This is a genomic window from Streptomyces sp. NPDC027672, from assembly GCF_055566335.1.
On record NZ_JBVHSO010000002.1, the window covers coordinates 701899 to 720715 of the forward strand.

The following is an 18817-nucleotide window of genomic DNA, read 5'->3' on the forward strand; positions in this document are numbered from 1 at the left end:
GAGCGGTTCATTCGGTCGGGAGGGCCTGCATGGCCTTGATGAAGCCGTCCTCGTCGAACTGTCCGTTGAGGAACTGCTGGACGGCCTGGTGGATGGGCGTCATGGCCGACGGCGGGTAGGCCTGGTCCCAGGAGAGCTGGAACGACTTGGCCTTGGCCACGAGGCCGTACTGGAAGCGGGAGTACGCGGGGTTGGCCGACTTCTCCAGGAACTGCGGGGTGTTGGTGGTGGTGGGCAGGTTGCCGATGGACAGCTGCGCCTCGACGAACTGGTCGGAGTACATGAGCTTCAGGAACTGGGCGACCGCTTCGGGATGCTTGGTCTTCTTCAGCACCGAGTAGAAGTTGTTGGTGTTGCCGACGACGTTCGTCGGGGCGCCCTTGCCGCCGGGGACGGTCGGGAACGTGCTGTAGCCGAGGCCCTTGGCGGCGAAGTCCTTGGCGTCCTCCTGCTGCTGCGAGTAGTACCAGGAGCCCATCAGCTCGAAGCCGGCCTTGCCCTGGGCGACCAGCGCGGGCGAGGCGCCGTTGGTGTACTTCACCGAGTCGTAGTTCTTGCCGAACGCGCCGGCGTCGACCAGTTGCTTGATCATGCCGAGCGCCTTCTTGCTGTCCGGGCTCGCCCAGGCGTCCTTGTCGCCGCCGAGGGCCTTCTGGAACAGCTCCGGGCCGGCCACGCGGTCGTAGAGGTATTCGAACCACATCAGCGTCGGCCACTGGTCGCCGCCGCCGAGGGCGATCGGCGTGACGCCCGCGGACTTGAGCTTCCTGACGGCGTCCAGCAGCTCGTCCCAGGTCTGCGGCTGCTTCACGCCCGCCTTGGCGAGGACGGTCTTGTTGCTGAACAGCAGCACCGGCTGGGTGCCGCGCATCGGGACGCCGTACGGCTTGCCGTCGATGACGGCGCTGTTGTAGACGCTGGGCAGGAACTTGTCGTCGAGGTTCGGGTCCTTCTTGACGAAGTCGTCCAGCGGCAGCAGCAGACCGGCCTTGACGAACGGCTGGATGCTGCCGCCGCCCCAGTTGAAGAAGACGTCCGGCGCCTGCGGTGTATTGATGATCGTCTGGAGCTTCTGCTGGTAGTCGGCGCCGGGGATGGTGTCGAGGACGGCCTTGACGTCCGAGGTCTTGTTGAAGGTGTCGACGATCTGCCGCTCCACCTTGTTCCCGGCGTCCCCGTAGACGAGCACATGGATCTTGCCGTCGTCGCCGGAACCGCCGCTTCCGTTCCCGCACGCGGCGAGCGTCGCCGCGAGGGCGAGCGTCGCGCCGCAGGCGACCACTCTGGGCATCCGTGTACGCATGGTCATCCGCCTTCCGAAAGTTTCGGTATAAGAGCCGAAAGTCCTGCGGCTGGACAGTAGGAGGCGCGGGGAGAAATGGTCAACGGTCGTGCAGTTACGCAGCCAAACCGTTACCCGGCGTCGTGGCCTATGCTGCGTCCATGCGCGAAGAAGCCCAGGTCGGTCGTAGAGTCACCTTGGCAGCCGTGGCCAGAGAGGCCGGCGTCTCGCTTCCGACAGTTTCGAAGGTTCTCAACGGTCGTTCGGATGTCTCCCCCGCGACCCGAGCCAAGGTCGAGCGTCTGCTGGAGGTGCACGGCTACCGCCGGCGGACCGTGGGACCGCCGCAGGCCCCGCTCATCGAGATCGTCTTCCACGAGCTGGAGAGCGTCTGGGCGATGGAGCTGATCCGCGGGGTGGAGAACGTCGCCAAGCAGAACGACGCGACCGTGGCGCTCACCGAGAGCGGGACCCGGCAGGCTCCCGGACCGGAGTGGATCGGGGGCGTGCTGCGCCGCCGGCCGCTCGGCGTGCTGCTGGTCTTCTCGACGGTACCGGAGGACGTGAAACGCCAACTGCGGTCCCGGGCCATCCCGTTCGCCATCGTGGACCCGGCGGGCGACCCCGATCCCGACGTCCCCTCCGTCGGTTCGGCCAACTGGGCCGGCGGGGTGGCCGCCACCCGCCACCTCACCGACCAGGGGCACTCACGGGTCGCCATCATCACCGGCCCCGAGGACCTGATGTGCTCGCTGGCCCGGCTGGACGGCTACCGCTCGGCGATGGCGATGGCCGGGCACGAACCGGACCCGCGACTGGTGCGGTTCGGCGACTTCCACGTCCAGGGCGGCTTCGAACACGCCATGGACCTGCTGCGCCGGCCGGACCGTCCGACGGCCATCTTCGCCGGCAGCGATCTGCAGGCGCTGGGCGTCCTGGAGGCGGCCCGGGTGCTGGGCCTGAGCGTGCCCGGCCAGCTTTCGGTGGTGGGCTACGACGACGTGCCCCCGGCCCGCTGGTCGAGCCCGCCGCTGACGACGGTGCAGCAGCCGCTCCAGCGCATGGCCGAAGAGGCGGCCCGGATGCTGCTGCGCCCGGCCGACCCCAGGAAGGCGGCGCTGCGCATCGAACTGGCCACGCATCTGGTGGTACGTCAGAGCACCGCGCCCCCGGCGGCGGACTGAACGCCGCTCGGCGCCAGGGATGCCCGCGGGGCCCGGGCGCGGGCGGGGCCGTGCGCCGGGTCAGACGTTCGCGCGGGCGGGGCCGTACGCCGGGTCAGACGTTCGCGCGGGCGGGGCCGTACGCCGGGTCAGGCGTTCGCGCGGGCGGGGCCGTACGCCGGGTCAGGCGTTCGCGCCGGCCGGTGGCCGGAAACAGGCGAGGACGGTCTTGCCGTGCGGGCAGTGCCGGGCCTCCCAGCTATCGGCCAGGGCGTCCATCAGCAGCATGCCGCGCCCGCCGGGCTGGAGGACGCCGGGGTTGCGGGGTTCGGGCAGCACCGGGGAGGTGTCGTGCACCGCGATGTGCAGGCAGTCGGTGTCCCAGGACATCACCAGTTGCGCGTTGCTGTGCGCGTGCACGTGCGCGTTGGTGACCAGTTCGGAGACGACGAGCAGCACGTCGTCCGCCGTGTCCGGGGCGGAGCTGGTCCAGCCCAGCTCGTCCAGGTGGGCCCGCGCCCAGTCCCGTGCCGTCTTGACCTGACTGTCGAGCGGCAGCGAGCGTGCCCAGCCCACCGCGCGAAGCGAACGTCCGTCCACGATCTTCCCTGTCTGTCCGACTTGGCCGTCTCCGTCCATGCGGCTACCCGCGGGACGGCGCGGTAGGCCGCGGCAGGGCCGCCGGAACCGGGCGCGCCCGCCACCGGCGGGACACACCGGGGCGGGCGGACACCGTGCGGGCACGGCTCACTGGGACGGGCGCGGGCCCGGCGGACGGGCGGGTTCGGGGCGCGGACGGCCCGCGTTACCCGGCGGACGCGGGCCGGGCCCGGCCCGTCAGCTCCGCTTGCAGGGCCCGGTAGGCCGGCTTGGGGCGGTAGTCCTCGTCGTACAGGTTGGCCGCGCCCTCGCCGGGGAAGGTGCCGGGAACCCAGGAGTACTTGTCGGTGAAGCCCCAGACGGTGAACGAGACGCAGTGCCGGGTGCGCAGGCAGGCGTCGAGGAGCAGGCGGTAGCCCTCGGCCTGGGTGGCCAGTTTCTCCGCGTCGGCCGGCATCTGCATGCGGACGTCCGCCTCCGTCACGGCCGTGGCCAGGCCCAGCCGGTCGAAGCGGGCGAAGTTGGCCGCCATGCCGGTGGGCAGGCCGTACTGGATGCCGAGGTGCCCCTGGAAGCCGACGCCGTCGATGGGCACGCCCTCGGCACGCAGCCGGCGCACCAGATCGTAGACGGCGTCGCTCTTCGGTCCGGTCCACTCGGTGTTGTAGTCGTTGTAGAAGAGCAGGGCGTGCGGGTCGGCCTCGTGGGCCCAGCGGAAGGCGTCGGCGATGTAGCCGGGGCCCAGCTCGCGCAGCCAGATGCTGTCGCGCAGGGTGCCGTCGTCGTTGAACGCCTCGTTGACCACGTCCCACTGCCAGACACGGCCCTTGAAGTGCCGGACGGTGTCGGTGATGTGCCGGTGCAGGACGGCGCGGAGCCGGTCGGGGGTGAGGTTCCCGGAGGTGAGCCAGGACGGGAGCTGGTTGTGCCAGACCAGGACGTGACCGCGCACCCGCTGTCCGTGGTGGTGGGCGAAGTCCACCAGGCGGTCGGCGGCGGCGTAGTCGTACTCCCCCTGGCGGGGCTCGGTCACCTCCCACTTCATCACGTTCTCCGGGGTGACGGTGGAGAACTGCGCGCCGGTGAGCCGGCGGTAGTCGGCGTCGTCGGCGAGCGCGGACGTGTCGACGGCGGTGCCGATCCGGAGCCGGTCGTCGGCGGCGAGCTGCCGCAGCGGGCGGTCCGGTGCCCCGGGGCTGCTTGACGCGCCCGCGGGGCCGGCGGTGGCGAGCGGCAGGACGGCGAGGCAACAGGCGGTGGCGACGGCCGCGGCGAGGCGGGGCAGGGACACGAGGGCTCCCGATATCGAAACATTCGGACAGTCGAACGAGCGTTGCGTCACGCTAGACAGCCACCCGGGGCCCGTCAACCACGGAGGAGATCAAGGAGTCCCGCAACCCTGCTGGAACTTCGAAATTTTCGACCCTACTGCGGGTCGATGCCGTCGAAGTTTCGAGGAAGTTTCGGAAACAGACGGATTGACCGCCGTTTCGGCCCCGCCGCATACTCTCCAGCAATCGAGCCCTCCCCCGGCGAGGGACGGCCCCGTCGAGCCGTATGGCGCGAGCATGACAAAGCGAACGGTGTTCGCCGTCATGCCCCGCGCCGCCGTCCCGCACCGGGCCTTCCGCCCACCCGCTTTCACCCTGGAGGAAGCATGGACATGGACCGCGCCCTTTCCCGCCCGATCAGCCGCAGGGGCTTCCTCGGCCGCGCCGGCGCCCTCGCGGCGGCCGGCACCGCGTCCGGGCTGCTGCTGCCGGGCCCCGCCCACGCCGCCACGACCATCACCACCAACCAGACCGGCACCAACAACGGCTTCTACTACTCCTTCTGGACCGACGGCGGCGGCTCGGTCTCGATGACCCTGAACTCCGGCGGCAACTACAGCACGTCGTGGACGAACTGCGGCAACTTCGTCGCCGGCAAGGGCTGGAGCAACGGCGCGCGCCGGACCGTGCAGTACTCGGGCAGCTTCGGCCCGTCCGGCAACGCCTACCTGGCCCTGTACGGCTGGACCTCGAACCCGCTGGTCGAGTACTACATCGTCGACAACTGGGGCACCTACCGGCCCACCGGCACGTACAAGGGCACCGTCACCAGCGACGGCGGCACCTACGACATCTACCAGACGACGCGGTACAACGCGCCGTCCGTGGAAGGCACCAGGACCTTCAACCAGTACTGGAGCGTCCGGCAGTCCAAGCGGACCGGCGGCGCCATCACCACCGGCAACCACTTCGACGCCTGGGCCCGCGTCGGCATGCCCCTCGGCAGCTTCAACTACTACATGATCCTCGCCACCGAGGGCTACCAGAGCAGCGGCTACTCCAACATCACGGTGAGCGGCTGACCCGGCTCCGTCCCCGGCCCGTCCGTCCCTCCCCCCTCCCCCCACCGCGGTCACGCCCGCTCCGAGAGGATCCCCCGCATGCGCGCCGCATCCCGTTCCCTGTTCACCGCCCTGGCCGTCGCGGCCACGGCCGTGGCCGGCACCGTCACCTCCGCCGTCCACGCCACCCCGGCGCGGGCCGCCGCCTGTTCCGGGTACGTCGGGCTCACCTTCGACGACGGCCCGTCCAACGACCACACCCCGGCCCTGCTCAACGCCCTGCGGCAGAGCGGCCTGCGGGCCACCGTGTTCAACGAGGGCCAGTTCGCCGCCGCCTACCCGGCCCAGGTCCGGGCCGAGGCCAACGCCGGTATGTGGATCGGCAACCACAGCTACACCCACCCGCACCTGACCCAGCTCGGCCAGGCGCAGACCGACTCCGAGATCTCCCGCACCCAGCAGGCGATCGCGGCGGCCGGCGGCGGCACCCCGCAGTTGTTCCGGCCGCCGTACGGGGAGACCAACGCCACCGTCCAGGCGGTGGAGGCCAAGTACGGGCTGCGGCAGATCATCTGGGACGTCGACTCCCAGGACTGGAACGGCGCGAGCACCGACGCGATCGTGCAGGCCGTGTCCCGGCTGTCCAACGGCCAGATCATCCTGATGCACGAGTGGCCGGCCAACACCCTGGCCGCCATCCCGCGCATCGCGCAGACCCTGTCGGCCAAGGGTCTGTGCGCCGGGCGGATCTCGCCGCAGACCGGCCGCGCCGTGGCGCCCTGACGCGGTCGCCCACCGAGGCGGCCACCGGGCCCGGAGAGGGGCGGTGACACGAGTCGGCCACACGGGCCGGGGGCGGTGCCGGAGAACTCCGGCACCGCCCCCGGGCCATGGATTCACCAGCCGGTACGACAACGGCAGGACCCGCCGTCGGCCGACACGGCGGGCCTCCCGTCGCTCAGTACGGCAGGCCCCCGTCGGCCGGTACGGCAGGCTCCCGGCGTCAGCCGGGGATGCTCACCGTCGCGCCGACCTTCTGCAGGATCGATTCGCCGGCGATGACGGGCGTGAAGCCCGCGCCGCCGCCCGCCGGTGCGGGCAGCGGGACGATCTCGGCGTCGGGATCGGTCTCGAAGAAGTAGACCAGCGACACGAGTTCCTCGTCCGGGGCGATGTCGCTGGGGGCGAGGACGCGGTGGCGCAGGGCCTGCCAGCGGCCGTCGGTCCACAGGGACATCAGGTCGCCGAGGTTGACGACCAGGGTGCCCGGCACGAACGGCGGCTCGAACCAGCCGTCCTCCTCGTTCCACACCTCCAGGCCGCCGACGCCCGGCTGCCGGTCGAGCAGGGACAGCGTGCCGAAGTCGGTGTGCGGTCCGACGCGCATCTGGCCCGGCTGCACCTCGCCGAGGGTGGTCAGGGAGGGGTACCAGTTGACGTTCTGCGTCCAGGTGGCCCGCGCGCACCGCGAGGTGAAGAAGTCCGCGGGCAGGTCGAGGACGCCGGCCAGCACCTCCATCACCTCGTGGGCGACCCGGGTCATGTGCCCGGTGTACTCCAGCACCGTCTCGCGCAGCGCGGGCTGTTCGTCCGGCCACTTGTTCTCGGGGTAGTACAGCGTGTCGAACGCCGCGTCGCCGGTGCGGTGGCTCGGGCCGACGTGGAACGCCTCGTGCAGGTCGGAGGTGTCGGGCTTGCCGTCGAGGGCACCGACCTGGAGGGCGCCCAGTCCCCGCCACCCGTTGTCGTAGGGACGGCTGACCCGGTACCGCTCCTTGCTCTCGCGCGGCAGGCCGAAGAAGTCGCGTCCCTCGGTGCGCATCCGGTCGGTCAGTTCCTCCGGTACCCCGTGCCCGCTCAGCAGGAACAGGCCGGTCTGCCGCAGGACCGCGTCCAGGCGCGCGGCGATGCCGGCGCGGTGCTCGGGGCCGGCGCCCTCCCACTCGGTCAGGTCCAGTACGGGGATGTCGTGCGCCACGGCGGGCCGCCTTTCGTCAGGGTGGAAATCGGTCGTCACTTCGTCACCGCGTTCGTCCCGTCGTCGGCGCGCTGCGTCGCGAACCGCTCGATGTCGCCCAGGCGTTGCCCGGGGCCCCAGGTCAGGGCGGGGATGTGCGCGTTGATCAGTTCCCCGTCCTCGCGCAGCACGGCGGAGGAGGGGTGGTACATGTGCAGCAGCGGATCGCGGTACTGGTCGAAGGCGGAGTGCGTGTCCATGCGGTAGGCGAAGTCGTTGTCCTCGCCGCCCCAGCCCTCGAAGCGCTCGTCCATGCCGCCGATCCGGTGGAAGGCGCTGGTGCGGACCCACACGCAGCAGCCGGGCGGCCGGCGGAGCACGAAGGCCCGCAGGTGGTCGCTGTCCACCTGCGCGGCGCCGCGCCACAGGCGTTCCTCGATCGCCCAGGAGGTGGCGGACTCGTCCAGGCACCACATGTCGCGGTAGCTGAGGTGCCCCATGGTGCCGCGCTCCCGGAACCGGGCGGTGTTGCGGGCGATGAAGTCGCGGTCGACCAGCACGTCCGCGTCCAGGATGCACACGGCCTCCGGCCGGCCGGGCGCGTTGACCACGCCGACGTTCACCGCCCAGGACTTGTTGAAGAGGCCGTCCTTGCGGGCGAAGAGGTAGTGGTCGGCGTACGGCGTGATGGCGTCCCGCCAGCGGGGCGTGTCGTCGCTCTCCACGACCACGACCCGGTACGACGAGGCCGGCACCGACTGGTCGCGCAGCGCGAGCAGGCAGGCCAGCAGGTTGCGCAGCCGGCGTCCGGGGCCGCGGTCGCGGAACGGCACGATGACGACCGTCTCGGCGTCCCCGCCGGAGGCGGCGGGCGCGCTCGGGGCGGCTTGGCGGCCCAGGGCGTGCAGCCGCTCGGGGGTGACGTCGTCGCCCTCGTGGGGGCGGTAGCGGGCTCCCAGGTGGTAGCCGAGGCGGGAGTTGGACTCCGCCTGCCAGGCCTGGGCGAACAGCTTGTCGAGCGCGGGGGCGGCGCGGTCGTCCGCCGGCGCGGTCAGCCGCCGGTGCAGGGCCGCGTGGGTGGCGGGGTCGGCCGGTCTGTCACGCAGCGCGCGGGCCGCCTCGAGCAGTGCGGGGTCGGGGACCTGGGCGACGGCTTCGGTCACCGCCTGGCGGTAGGGCAGTCCGCGTTCCCAGTAGAAGATGCTGGCCTCGCGTGCCTGCGGGTCGGCGTCGACCGCGAGGGTGGTGACGACGGCGTCGGCCAGGGTGTCCGGGTCGTGGGGCATCAGGGCGGCCACGGGAGTCCTTCCTGTGCGGCACAGAGCGGGGGTCGGTGGGGCGGTTGCCGGGGCGGGGGTCAGTGGACGGCGGCTTCCGCGCGGCCGAGCAGGAGCCGGGTGCCGTCGTGCACTCCGCGCACCCGGACGCCGGCGGTGGCCGGGTGGACGGTGAGCAGGGTGCTCGCCAGGCAGGTGTTCTCCGGGCGGGAGGCGTACCGGCCGAGGGCGCGCGGCTGTCCCGTCACCCGGTCCTCGGGCAGGCCGAGTTCGCGCGCGACGAGCCGGGCCCAGTCGGCGCGGGAGATCCGCTCGGGTCCGCCGAGGTGCAGCAGTGCGGGGGCCGGTGCCGACAGCACGGCGGCGGTGACCGCCGCGACGTCCTCGACGAGGACCGGGGTGGTCCACTGATCGGTGGGGGCCGTGATCTGCTCTCCCGCGCGCAGCCGGTGCACGCAGGACGAGAAGTAGTTGAGCCACTTCGGGGCCGTGGCGGGCTCCCAGCCGTAGATCAGGCTGACCCGCAGCACCGTCGCCGCGTCCTGTTCGGCGAGGATCCGTTCGGCGGCCAGCTTGGCCCGGCCGTAGGCGTTGGCGGGGCGGGTCGGCGTGGTCTCGTCGGGGGCCTGGACGGTGCCGTCGAAGACGTTGTCGGTGGAGATCAGCACGATCCGTCTGCCGTCGGCGGCCTCGGCCACGACGCGTGCCGCGCCGGCGTGGCCGCGCAGGGTCTCCTCGGGGTGTTCCTCGCACCAGGTGACGTCGGACGGCCCGTGGACGAGGACGATCCGCTCGGCGTCCGTGGTGTCGAGGGCGTGCCGGACCGCCGCCGGGTCGGTGACGTCGAGGGCCGTCCACGGCGCCTCCCGACCGGTCTCCGCGGGCGGGGGTGTCCGCGAGGCCACCACGGCCTTCTCACCGGAGTCCAGCAGATGCGCGGCGACGGCCCGCCCGACGAATCCGCTGCCTATCACCAAGGTGCTCATACGCTCTCCTCCAGGACGGGGACGGGGTGCGGGAACCGGTCGAGCATGCGGCCCATGCCGATCAGGCAGTGGTTGTCGTCGGCGGCGCCGAGCGCGAGCATGGCGCGCGTCTCGTCGTCGTCGAGGCCGAAGCAGCCGTGCCGGACCAGTTCGTCGCCCAGCAGGGACACGAACCGGTCCCCGACGGCGACGGCGAAGCCGCCGATGAACAGGTAGCGGCGGACGCCGATGGCCGTGAACAGGCAGTCGACGGCCGAGGCGAGCGGGCGCAGCGAGCCGCGCAGGGTCTCGGTCGCGAAGGGGTCGCCGGCCCGGACGGCCCCGGCCAGCGCCTCGTTGGTGATGCCCTCCGGGCGGTCTCCGGCGGGAGCGGCGAGCGCGGAGCGGGCGAAGGCCCGCGGGTCGGCGGCGGCGGCCCGGCGGGCCGCCAGCAGGATGCCGCGGCCGGAGGCGACGGCGCCGAGGTGGCCCCGGCCGCCGCAGTCGCAGGGCGGCGCGTCCTCGCTCAGGTCGATCCGCCAGTGGCCGAGTTCGCCGCCGTGCCCCTGGTCGTCGACGAGGACCTCGCCGTGCCGGAAGACCTTGCTGCCGATGCCGGAGCTGATGGTGATGAGGCAGAACGGCTCCGGTTCCCGCTCGGCATAGCGCCAGGCCGCGGCGGTGATGTCGTTGGCGACCAGCACCGGCAGGCCGAGCCGCGCCGAGAGCAGGTCGCCGACGTGCACGGGGTCGGCCCGCCCGCCCCACAGGGTGGGGGCCGCGCGGACGACGCCGTCCTTGGCCAGCGGACCGGCGAAGGACAGTCCCACCGCGCTCGCGCCGTGGCCGGCGGGTGAGCGCAGGTACTCCTCCAGTTCGCGGGCGAGCTGGCGGAGCACCCGGTCCTGGAGGGTGCGGGCGGATCCCGGGCCGTGGCGGCCGATGCCGTCGGTGGCGACCCGGCGCACCGCCTCCACGCCGCCGTGCGCCGCGATCCGGCCGATGCGCAGGGTGGTGCCGCCCAGGTCGGCCACCACGGGCCGGCCCGGTCCCGGCGCGGTGGTCCCGGTGGCGGTCATGACGCCGTCCCGGCGGTCGAGGGCTCCCGGTCGCAGGGCTGTACGGTGCCGTCCTCCAGCGCGATGACCGACTCCAGCCGGGCCCCGTCGGGTATCCGGACGCCCGGCAGCAGCACGGAGTCCCGTACGGTCGCGCCGGTGCCGACGTGTACGCCGGGGTAGACCACGCAGTGGTCGAGGAGGCCGCGGTTGACGAGGTCGTCGCGGACGATGCTGGACCGGACGCCGTCGCCGTCGTCGAGGTACCGGGGCGGCAGGTCGGGGCGGATGGTGAGCGGCAGGTCCGCCAGCGGCATGGTGGGCGGCCGGCGCACCAGTCCCAGGTGGGACCGGTGGTAGCGGTCGACGGTGCCGATGTCCTCCCAATGGCCCTCGACGGCGTAGCCGCGGACGCGCTCGCCGCCGGCCAGCATGGCCGGGATGACGTCCCGGCTGATGTCGTGCTGCCAGTCGGTGCCCTGGAGCCGGTCGAGGTAGCGGCGCAGCACCGCGGCGTCGAAGACGCAGAACGCGGCGAACACCAGGTCGCTGGTCGGCTCCGGGGGTTTCTCGACGAACCGGGTCAGGTTCCCCGAGGCGTCGAACTCGACCATGCCGAAGAGGTGGACGTAGCGCCGTTCGACGCGCTGGTACGACACGGTGAGCGCGGCTTGGGAGGCGCGGTGGCGGCGGATCATGTCGCCGTAGTCGAAGTGGTAGACGTGGTCGGCGTGCAGCACCAGGATCTCGGACGGGTCGCCCGCGAAGACGTGTTCGGCCTTGCTGATCAGGGCGTCGGCCGTGCCCCGTTCACGGGGGCCGGTGCGCTCGGGCACGGTGTCGGGCAGCGCGCCGGGCGAGCGGCGGTAGGCCTGGTCGTAGGGTCCGAAGTGCACGCGGAAGGCGGGGTCGCGGTTCCAGACGGTGTGCAGGTCGTCCATGAGCCGGCGCTGTTCGTACTGGGAGAGCAGCAGCACGTCGCGGAAGCCGGAGCGGCGGGCGTTGGCGAGGCTGAAGTCGATCAGCCGGGCGGTGCCGCCGAACGGCACCAGTGGTTTCAGCCGGCCGCGCCCCAGGGGGCCCATGCGCCGGCCCTCCCCGCCGGCCAGCAGGACGGCGCGTACTCCCTCCGTCCCGCCCGGGGCGGGCGGCGGCGTCGCGGTCGTCGGTTCGGGCCGTGCGTTCATGGCGTGGGGGCCTTCCTGTCGCGGGACGCTGGGGTGGGTGCCGTGCTCGCGCCGTCCGGGTGGCCGGGGTCCGGGGTGGTGGTGTGCCGGTCCAGGCAGCGCCACCAGCTCAGCGCCACGCTGTCCGGGTCGAGGCAGGCCGGGGTCCGCATCGTGGTCTGCGCGTGCCGGAACGCGGCGATGGTGGCGTCGATGTCGTCGGACTCCACCGTGAACAGGGCGAGGTGGCTGCCGGGCCCGGCCTGCGGACCCAGGGGAAGCGCACCACCGGCGTCGCCCGCCTCGCCCGCCTCGCCCGCCTCGCCCGGGAGCAGTTGGAGCCGCCGGGCGGAGGTGAAGCCCGGGACCCGGAGCACCTCGTCGAGATGGAAGTCGTCATACCAGCGGTGGTACTCGGCCTCCGCGCCGGGTCTCGGCCGGGTGTGCACCACCAATACGTGGGTTCCCATGTGTGCCCTTTCCGCGTGTCAGCTCCGGTCGTCGGCGGCCGGCGCGTCCGGCCGGCTGTTCTCCAGGTGCCGTCTGAACAGGGCGAGGGCCGCCAGGGTCGAGGCGTCCTTGACCCGGCCCTCGGCGACCATCCGCCACACCTCGTCCTCGGGGAACCAGCGGCTGACCAGGCCGGCCTCCTCGGGTTCGAGGCGGGGCTCGCCCTGGGTGAGGTCCGTGGCGAGGACCACGTGGAAGCCCTGGTCGCTGTAGCCGTAGGCGGCGTACAGATGCCCGATCGGGGTCATCGTGGCGGCGGTCAGCCCGGTCTCCTCGGCCAGTTCGCCCCGGGCCAGTTCCAGGGGGTCGGCGTCCGGCCGGTCCTCCCAGGAGCCCTGCGGGAACTCCCAGTAGCGTCCCTCGACGGGGTAGCGGTACTGCTCGACCAGGTGGAACCCGCCGTCGGCGTAGGGGACGACGACCGCGAAGTCGGGCTTGTGCACCACGCCGTACAGGCCCGGGGTGCCGTCGGCCCTGACGGTGGTGTCCTCCCGCACGCTCATCCAGCGGTTCTCGTAGACCACCGTGGAGCCGGTGGCCGTCAGCTCCGGCTCGTCCCGCACCTCCAGCGCGCTCCACGCCGACCTGCCGTCACGGCCGGTGACGAGCAGCGCCAGCACCGGGCCGGCGGCGGGGACCTCACCGGTGAACACGTCTCCGGGCGGCTGCGCGGCGAGCGGGACCACGGCGGGGTCCGGGGCGGCCGGCACGACCTCGACCCGGCCGAGGCCGGTGCCCCGCCACCGCACCCGCACGGTGTCCCCGCTGCGGTGGGCGCGGCCCTGTCCGGCCGGCAGCGGCGCGTGGCCCGCGCCGGCGAGGACCGAGCGGACCACGGGGGTGGCGTCCGCCGGCCGGCGCCCCTCGGCGCAGGCGGCGAACACGGCGAGGAACCGGTCGGCGGCGGCCTTCCAGGTGAAACTGCGGCCCGTGGCAACGGCGTTGGCGCGCAGGGCCGCGATCCGGCCCGGGTCCTCGTGCCACAGGGTGAGCATGCGCAGCACGCCGTCGTGCACCGCCTGTGTCAGCGCTTCGTCGTCCACCCGGAAGGAGCGGGGCAGCGCCAGCCCGGTGGCGCCGGGCGCGTCCAGGTCCTCGGTGTGCCCGAAGTGGCGCATCCCCTGCTGGGCGGTGGCGACGGGCACGCAGCCCGCGGCCATGGCCTCGCCCATCGCCATCAGGAACGTGTCCATCTCGAACTTGGACGGGAAGACGCAGAAGTCGCTGGAGGCCGCCCAGTCCATCAGTTCCGGCGTGCCCATCGGGCCCGTCCGCACGCGCACCAGGCCGGGGTGGTCGCGTTCCAGCGCGGTCAGGTCCTCGTCGTGCGGGGGCCGCGGGGACAGGCAGTGCAGCAGCACGTTGGCCCGGTGGCCCTCGTCCAGCAGGCGCCGCACTCCCCGGAACAGTTCCTTCTGGCCCTTGTGCTGCACCGAGTAGCGGGCGTTGTGATAGAGGGTGGGCAGCGCGGGGTCCAGGCCCAGGGCGTCCAGGGTCCGCTTGCGGCGCTCCTCGGACCGCGGCACGTCGAGCCACTCGTCGCCGATGGCACAGCCGCCGACGGTCATCAGATCGGTGCGCGCCCGGAGTTCCCGGCGTACGGCCAGCCGCTGGAACAGCTGCTCGAAGGGGGTGCCGGCCTGGGTGAGCGCGTGCGCAAGCTGGCCGTCGGACAGGAAGTCCAGCGCGGCGACCGAGCGGGACACCAGGCCCAGCACGGGCAGATAGTCGTGGCCCGGGCGCTCCGGGGAGTCCGCGTAGAGCAGGGTGCGCGGGAGGTAGGCGCGCATCGCCCGCTCCAGGTGGCCGTCGAGCGGCGGGTCCGCCAGCCCGTCGGCCACCGAGGCGTCGGCCCTCTCGTGGCGCAGGACGGCGCGCACCTCGGGGCCGTACACCTTGGTGTTGACGGCGAGGTTGGTCTGCACGGTGGAGACCACGTGGAAGCCGTGGCCGGCGAGCAGCGCGGGCAGCAGGTAGTGGTGGACGGGTTCGTGCAGGTGCACGACCGCGCCCGCCGGGACGCGCTGCCGGACGTACCGGGCGGCGGCGACCTGGAAGACGAGGGTCTTCAGGGCGGTGAGGTCGTGGCCCCTGAGCCCGGCGGGCGGGTAGAAGGAGTCCGGGTGGGTGTCCAGCACGCCGCCGCTGAGCAGCACGATGTCGATGCCGTCGACGGTCATCCGGTGCGCGCGCACGGACACCGGCAGCCGTACCGTGTCGGGGTGGTCCGGCCATTCGGCCGGGTCCAGCCGCACCGGGATCTCGTCGTCCGTCCGCCAGTCCAGGTCGACGACCTCGTACCGTTCGCGCAGCAGGGGCAGCAGGCCGTGGGCGGGGGTGACCGCGCCGACCCGGTGTCCCTGGTCCCGGAACTGCCGGGCCAGGTTCCACAGGTAGACGGAGGTGCCCGCCTTGACCAGGTGGTCGTCGAAGCCGCTGAACTCGAAGTGACACTCGATGATGTGCACCGGACCCTCTGTTCGTTCGGGGATACGGGAAGTCGGTTTCGGAGGGAGGGGTCAGCCGCGTCCGGAGCCGGGCACCAGCCCGGTGTCCTGCGCGCGGCCGGGGGTCTCGGGGGTGCGGCCGGCCGGGCGCAGGGCGGACGCGCCGAGCGCCACGAGGAAGACCAGGAGGGCCGGCAGGCCGAGGGCGAGGGGCAGTCCGACGAAGGTGCTGACGCTGCCGATGACGATGGGGCCGATGAGGAAACCGACGTAGCCGAGGCTGACCACCAGGGACAGCGCGGCGCCCGCGCGGGCCGGGTCGCGCTGTCCGGCCGCGGAGTAGACCTGCGGGGCGATGCAGGACATGCCCGCACCCAGGCAGGCGAATCCGGCGACTCCCGCCCAGGGCCGGTCCACGAGCAGGGCGGCCGTCATGCCGGCCGAGGCGAGCACCCCGCAGGCCCGTACGAGCGCCACCGGGCCGAAGCGCGCGGTGAGCCGGTCGCCGAGCAGCCGTCCGGCGGTCATCGCGATCGAGAACGCGGCGAACGCCGACGCGGCGAAGCCGGGTGAGCTGCCGAGGTCCTCGTGCAGGTAGACGGCGCTCCAGTCGGCGGCCGTGCCCTCCCCCACCAGGGCGCACATCGCCAGGCTGCCGAGGAACCACAGTTGCGGCGAGCGCATGACGCTGCGGCCCTCGGGCCGGGCGGGGCCGGCCTCGGCCGGGGTGGCGCCGGTGCCGGCCGGCAGGGCCCACAGGGCCGCCCAGAGCGCCATGAGGACGACGCAGCCGCCCACCGAGAGGAAGGTCACCCGGGGGCTCAGCTCCTGCCGGGCGAACAGTCCGCCGGCCGCCGAGCCCAGGAAGCCGCCGATGCTGTAGACCGCGTGGAAGGAGGACATGATCGGCCGGCCCCAGGCCCGCTGGACCTCGATGGCGTTGGCGTTCATCGCGATGTTCAGCGTGCCGTGCACCAGTCCGAACAGGAACAGGGCCAGCATCAGCGCGGCGAGGTTCGGCATGTAGGCGGGCGGGATGAGGAGGAGTCCCTCCAGCAGTGCCATCGGCACCATGACGCGGGTGCTGCCGTACCGGTCGGCGAGCCGGCCGAGCACCATCATGCCGGCGATCGCCCCGAGGGCGAAGGAGAGCAGAGCCAGGCTCAGCAGGCCGTCGCCCAGGCCGAGATGGCTCTTCACGCTGGGGATCCGACTGGTCCAGGCGCCCAGGGCGGCGCCGAACAGCAGGAAGAGGAGGGAGGTGGCGGTGCGTCCGCGCCGGAGCGCGGTGCGGTCGGTGGTGATGTCCATGCGGGCTGTCTCTCCGGATCGATGCCCTCGGCGGGGTGACCGCGGGCGGCGGCTGGGGTCCTGTCGCGTGCGCGCTGGGCCGTCAGGCGGCGGGGGCCGCCTCGGCGGGTGTGGCGGACGGGCGCAGCACGGAGGCCATGAAGACGAGTGACAGGGTCAGCACGGCCACCAGCGCGAAGGACACCGGCAGCGAGGTGGCGTCGGAGACGAAGCCCATGACGGCCGGCGCCAGCAGGTTGGAGGTGTAGGTGAGGGTGGCGACGCCGGCGATGGTACGGCTGGTGTCCGCGGAGGCCGCTCCCGCCGCCGCGAAGGACAGCGGCAGGACGACCGCCACGCCGATGCCCACCAGGGCGAAGCCGCAGATGGCGGGTGCCGGGGTCCGGGCGAGGACGACGAGGAGCAGGCCGGCGCTGGCGACGGCCCCGCTGAGCCGTACCGCGTTCACCACGCCGATCCGCCGGACCAGGCGGTCGCCGAGCAGCCTGCTGGCGGCCAGGGCGCAGGCGAAGCCCGTGTAGCTGCCGGCGGCGACGCCGTCGGAGGCGTGGGCGACGGAACTCAGGTACAGCGCGCTCCAGTTGCCGCTGGCGCCTTCGGCGAAGACGGCGCAGAAGCCGACCGCGCCGATGGCCAGGGCCGACCGCGGGGGCAGCGCGAAGCGCGGCGGCTCCTCCTGGCCCGGCCGCGGCCGGATGTCGGGCACCCCCTGGATGGCGTACAGCCCGACGGAGGCGAGGACGACGGTCGCGGCGGCGAAGTGGATCCGGGCGTCCACGCCCGCCGCCGCGGCGAGCGACCCGGCGCCCGAGGCCACCAGTCCGCCGACGCCCCACATGCCGTGCATGCTCGCCATCACCGAGTGGCCCACCTCCTGTTCGAGTTCGACCCCGGCGGCGTTCATGACGACGTCCGCCATGCCGGACGCCGCCCCGAACACCAGCAGCCCGGTGAACAGCAGCGCCAGGTCGGGGGCGAGCGCGGGCAGCAGCAGCGCGACGCACCAGGCGGTGAGCAGCGTGCGCAGTGCCGCCCGCCCGCCGAACCGGTGGACCAGCCTGCTGGACAGAGGCATGGCGACCAGGGAGCCGAGGGCCGGGGCCAGCAGGGCGATGCCGAGCGAGCCGTCACTGATGTGCAGGTGGGAGACGATCCAGGGGATGCGGGTGGCGAAGCTGCCGGCGACGGCGCCATGCACGGCGAAGACGGTCGCGGTGCGCACGCGCGCTTTGCGTGCCCCGGGGCGTGGCCCTGCGGGCCGGTCGGTCGACGCTTTCATGGCGGGTTCTCCTCGGGGTGCGATGACGACAAGGCACGTGCGGCGGTCCGGCGCGGGCGGACGGGCGCCCATTTTTCAGGCAGGCTTCCTGAAAATAAAGGGCCGATGGTCGTTTTCCGGCCGCCCGTCACCGGCCGCCGCGGGCCTCACATGTGCTCGGGAGCGGGGGCGCGCACCTCGCCGCCGAGCCGCTTGGCCTCGGCCAGCACGTGGTCGCCCCAGCGGCTCCACAGCCCGCCCGCGAGCCGGGAGGTGATCACCACGAGGTCGAATTGCCGGTCCGCCCAGGGGGTGCGCATCCCGCACAGCTGCACGGACTCCACGACCGTGGCGGGGGCGCCGGCCACGGCCTGCCGCAGGGCTTCGGCGTCGAAGTCGCACAGGGTGAACCGCGCGTTCGCGTGCGCCCACTCCGCCGGGAGCTGCGCACCGCAGCCGAACACCGCGACCCGGAGCGGATCGCCGTCGCGCCCGGTCAGGTCCCGGGTGCTCTCGGCCAGTTCGCCGGCCGCGTCCCGTCCCTCGGCCGCCGCGGTCCAGGCCAGCAGGTCCTCCCACTCGACCTCCAGCGGGTCGACGAGGCCGCCGGCGGAGACCGCCCGGGCGGACGCCGCCCAGTACAGCTCGGTCTGCACCCCGGGGTGCTTGTCGAGGAACCGCTGGCAGTTGCGCAGGATGCTGACGGTGGCCGCGTCGTACGCCCGTTCGTGCGGCAGCTCGATCCCCCACGCCGCACGGGAGACCACCATGGCGTTGCCGTTGCGGTGCAGCCGGTACCCCAGCTCGATGTCCTCGACGCCCCAGCCCGTGAAGTCCTCGTCGAAGCCGCCGACCGCCCAGAACTCGTCGGCGGGCACCGAGAAGTTGAGCGTCCACAGGAACACCCAGGGCATCGCCATGCGGCCCGGGTCGAAGCCGAAGCGCTCGTAGTCGGGCAGCCGCATGTCCTGGAAGGACGGCACGTCGATCAGCCGCCGCACCACCTCCTCGGGCGGCAGGGTGTCGACGATGCCGTCCATCTCCCGGCACGGGTTCGCCGGGTTGTAGCCGTAGGAGTAGCCGAGCACCGCCTGCCGGCGGCCGGCCGCGTGGACGTCCAGGTGGGCGCGCACCCAGTCCGGGCCCACGATCATGCCGGTGTCGAGGAACGCCAGCACCGGGGCGGTCGCCAGCCTGGCCCCGCCGTTGCGGGCGGCCGCCACCCGGAAGCCCAGGTCCTCCTGGAAGTGGTAGCGCACCCGGAGCCGGTCCGCGTAGGAGCGGACCAGTGCGGCGGTGCCGTCCGAGGAGCCGTCGTCGGCGACGACCACCTCGAAGTCGGAGGCCGGGAGGTCCTGCCGCACCAGGGACGCCAGGGTCCGGTCCAGCAGACCTTCGCGGTTGTACGTGGGGATGACCACGGACAGCCGGGGAACGGTCTCTTCCTGCATGACGATGTCTGCCCTTCTCTTGGCTGAAACCCGCCCCGGG

Annotated in this window: 15 protein-coding genes and 2 pseudogenes; 3 read left to right on the top strand and 14 right to left on the bottom strand. The window is 73.0% G+C overall.

Annotated features, from left to right (window positions below; translation table 11 throughout):
- Positions 1–7: 7 nt before the first annotated feature.
- Positions 8–1309, bottom strand: a complete 1302-nt coding sequence (locus ACZ4SV_RS07445) for an ABC transporter substrate-binding protein (protein ID WP_468002214.1) — start codon at positions 1307–1309, stop codon at positions 8–10.
- A 134-nt stretch (positions 1310–1443) separates the two neighbouring features.
- Here ACZ4SV_RS07445 and ACZ4SV_RS07450 point away from each other — a divergent pair, with 134 nt between their 5' ends.
- The gene (locus ACZ4SV_RS07450; RefSeq protein ID WP_468002216.1) at positions 1444–2466 is read left to right on the top strand and encodes a LacI family DNA-binding transcriptional regulator; all 1023 of its coding nucleotides are present in this window, start codon (positions 1444–1446) and stop codon (positions 2464–2466) included.
- Between the two features lie 162 nt (positions 2467–2628).
- Here ACZ4SV_RS07450 and ACZ4SV_RS07455 read toward each other — a convergent pair whose 3' ends face one another.
- On the bottom strand, positions 2629–3084 hold the full coding sequence (locus ACZ4SV_RS07455; protein ID WP_468002218.1) for an ATP-binding protein: 456 nt from the start codon (positions 3082–3084) through the stop codon (positions 2629–2631).
- 166 nt (positions 3085–3250) lie between these two features.
- Complete coding sequence (locus ACZ4SV_RS07460) at positions 3251–4336, bottom strand: endo-1,4-beta-xylanase (protein ID WP_468002220.1); 1086 nt, start codon at positions 4334–4336, stop codon at positions 3251–3253.
- Positions 4337–4702: 366 nt separating this feature from the next.
- Here ACZ4SV_RS07460 and ACZ4SV_RS07465 point away from each other — a divergent pair, with 366 nt between their 5' ends.
- A complete protein-coding gene (locus tag ACZ4SV_RS07465) occupies positions 4703–5398 on the top strand; it encodes a glycoside hydrolase family 11 protein (RefSeq protein ID WP_365881600.1) in 696 nt (231 codons plus the stop codon).
- Between the two features lie 78 nt (positions 5399–5476).
- A pseudogene (locus tag ACZ4SV_RS07470) lies at positions 5477–6157 on the top strand (polysaccharide deacetylase family protein); the annotation flags it as partial.
- A 223-nt stretch (positions 6158–6380) separates the two neighbouring features.
- Here ACZ4SV_RS07470 and ACZ4SV_RS07475 read toward each other — a convergent pair.
- The 11 genes and pseudogenes from ACZ4SV_RS07475 to ACZ4SV_RS07525 form a co-directional block, all read right to left on the bottom strand.
- Complete coding sequence (locus ACZ4SV_RS07475; protein ID WP_468002223.1) at positions 6381–7355, bottom strand: isopenicillin N synthase family dioxygenase; 975 nt, start codon at positions 7353–7355, stop codon at positions 6381–6383.
- Between the two features lie 35 nt (positions 7356–7390).
- Positions 7391–8632 (bottom strand): glycosyltransferase family 2 protein, encoded by a 1242-nt coding sequence (locus ACZ4SV_RS07480; RefSeq protein ID WP_468002225.1) that lies wholly within the window; start codon positions 8630–8632, stop codon positions 7391–7393.
- A 59-nt stretch (positions 8633–8691) separates the two neighbouring features.
- Positions 8692–9597, bottom strand: coding sequence for an SDR family oxidoreductase (locus ACZ4SV_RS07485; RefSeq protein WP_468002227.1), 906 nt, complete (start codon positions 9595–9597; stop codon positions 8692–8694).
- Positions 9594–10655: an ROK family protein gene (locus tag ACZ4SV_RS07490; protein ID WP_468002229.1), complete on the bottom strand. Its 1062-nt coding sequence runs from the start codon at positions 10653–10655 to the stop codon at positions 9594–9596. Before ACZ4SV_RS07490 ends, ACZ4SV_RS07485 begins: the two co-directional genes overlap by 4 nt.
- Positions 10652–11821 carry a sugar phosphate nucleotidyltransferase gene (locus ACZ4SV_RS07495; RefSeq protein ID WP_397935415.1) on the bottom strand — a complete coding sequence of 390 codons (1170 nt, stop codon included), beginning with the start codon at positions 11819–11821 and terminating at the stop codon, positions 10652–10654. Before ACZ4SV_RS07495 ends, ACZ4SV_RS07490 begins: the two co-directional genes overlap by 4 nt.
- The gene (locus ACZ4SV_RS07500; protein ID WP_468002232.1) at positions 11818–12270 is read right to left on the bottom strand and encodes a hypothetical protein; all 453 of its coding nucleotides are present in this window, start codon (positions 12268–12270) and stop codon (positions 11818–11820) included. Before ACZ4SV_RS07500 ends, ACZ4SV_RS07495 begins: the two co-directional genes overlap by 4 nt.
- Before the next feature lie 18 nt (positions 12271–12288).
- A complete protein-coding gene (locus tag ACZ4SV_RS07505; protein ID WP_468002234.1) occupies positions 12289–14778 on the bottom strand; it encodes an NUDIX domain-containing protein in 2490 nt (829 codons plus the stop codon).
- 51 nt (positions 14779–14829) lie between these two features.
- A complete protein-coding gene (locus ACZ4SV_RS07510) occupies positions 14830–15402 on the bottom strand; it encodes an MFS transporter (RefSeq protein ID WP_468002500.1) in 573 nt (190 codons plus the stop codon).
- Positions 15400–16095, bottom strand: a pseudogene (locus tag ACZ4SV_RS07515) (MFS transporter); the annotation flags it as partial. The gene ACZ4SV_RS07510 and the pseudogene ACZ4SV_RS07515, both read right to left, overlap by 3 nt.
- A 55-nt stretch (positions 16096–16150) precedes the next feature.
- A complete protein-coding gene (locus ACZ4SV_RS07520) occupies positions 16151–17290 on the bottom strand; it encodes an MFS transporter (RefSeq protein WP_468002236.1) in 1140 nt (379 codons plus the stop codon).
- A gap of 203 nt (positions 17291–17493) precedes the next feature.
- Entirely contained in the window at positions 17494–18777 is a 1284-nt protein-coding gene (locus ACZ4SV_RS07525) for a glycosyltransferase (RefSeq protein ID WP_365876626.1), read from the bottom strand.
- Positions 18778–18817: the final 40 nt, after the last annotated feature.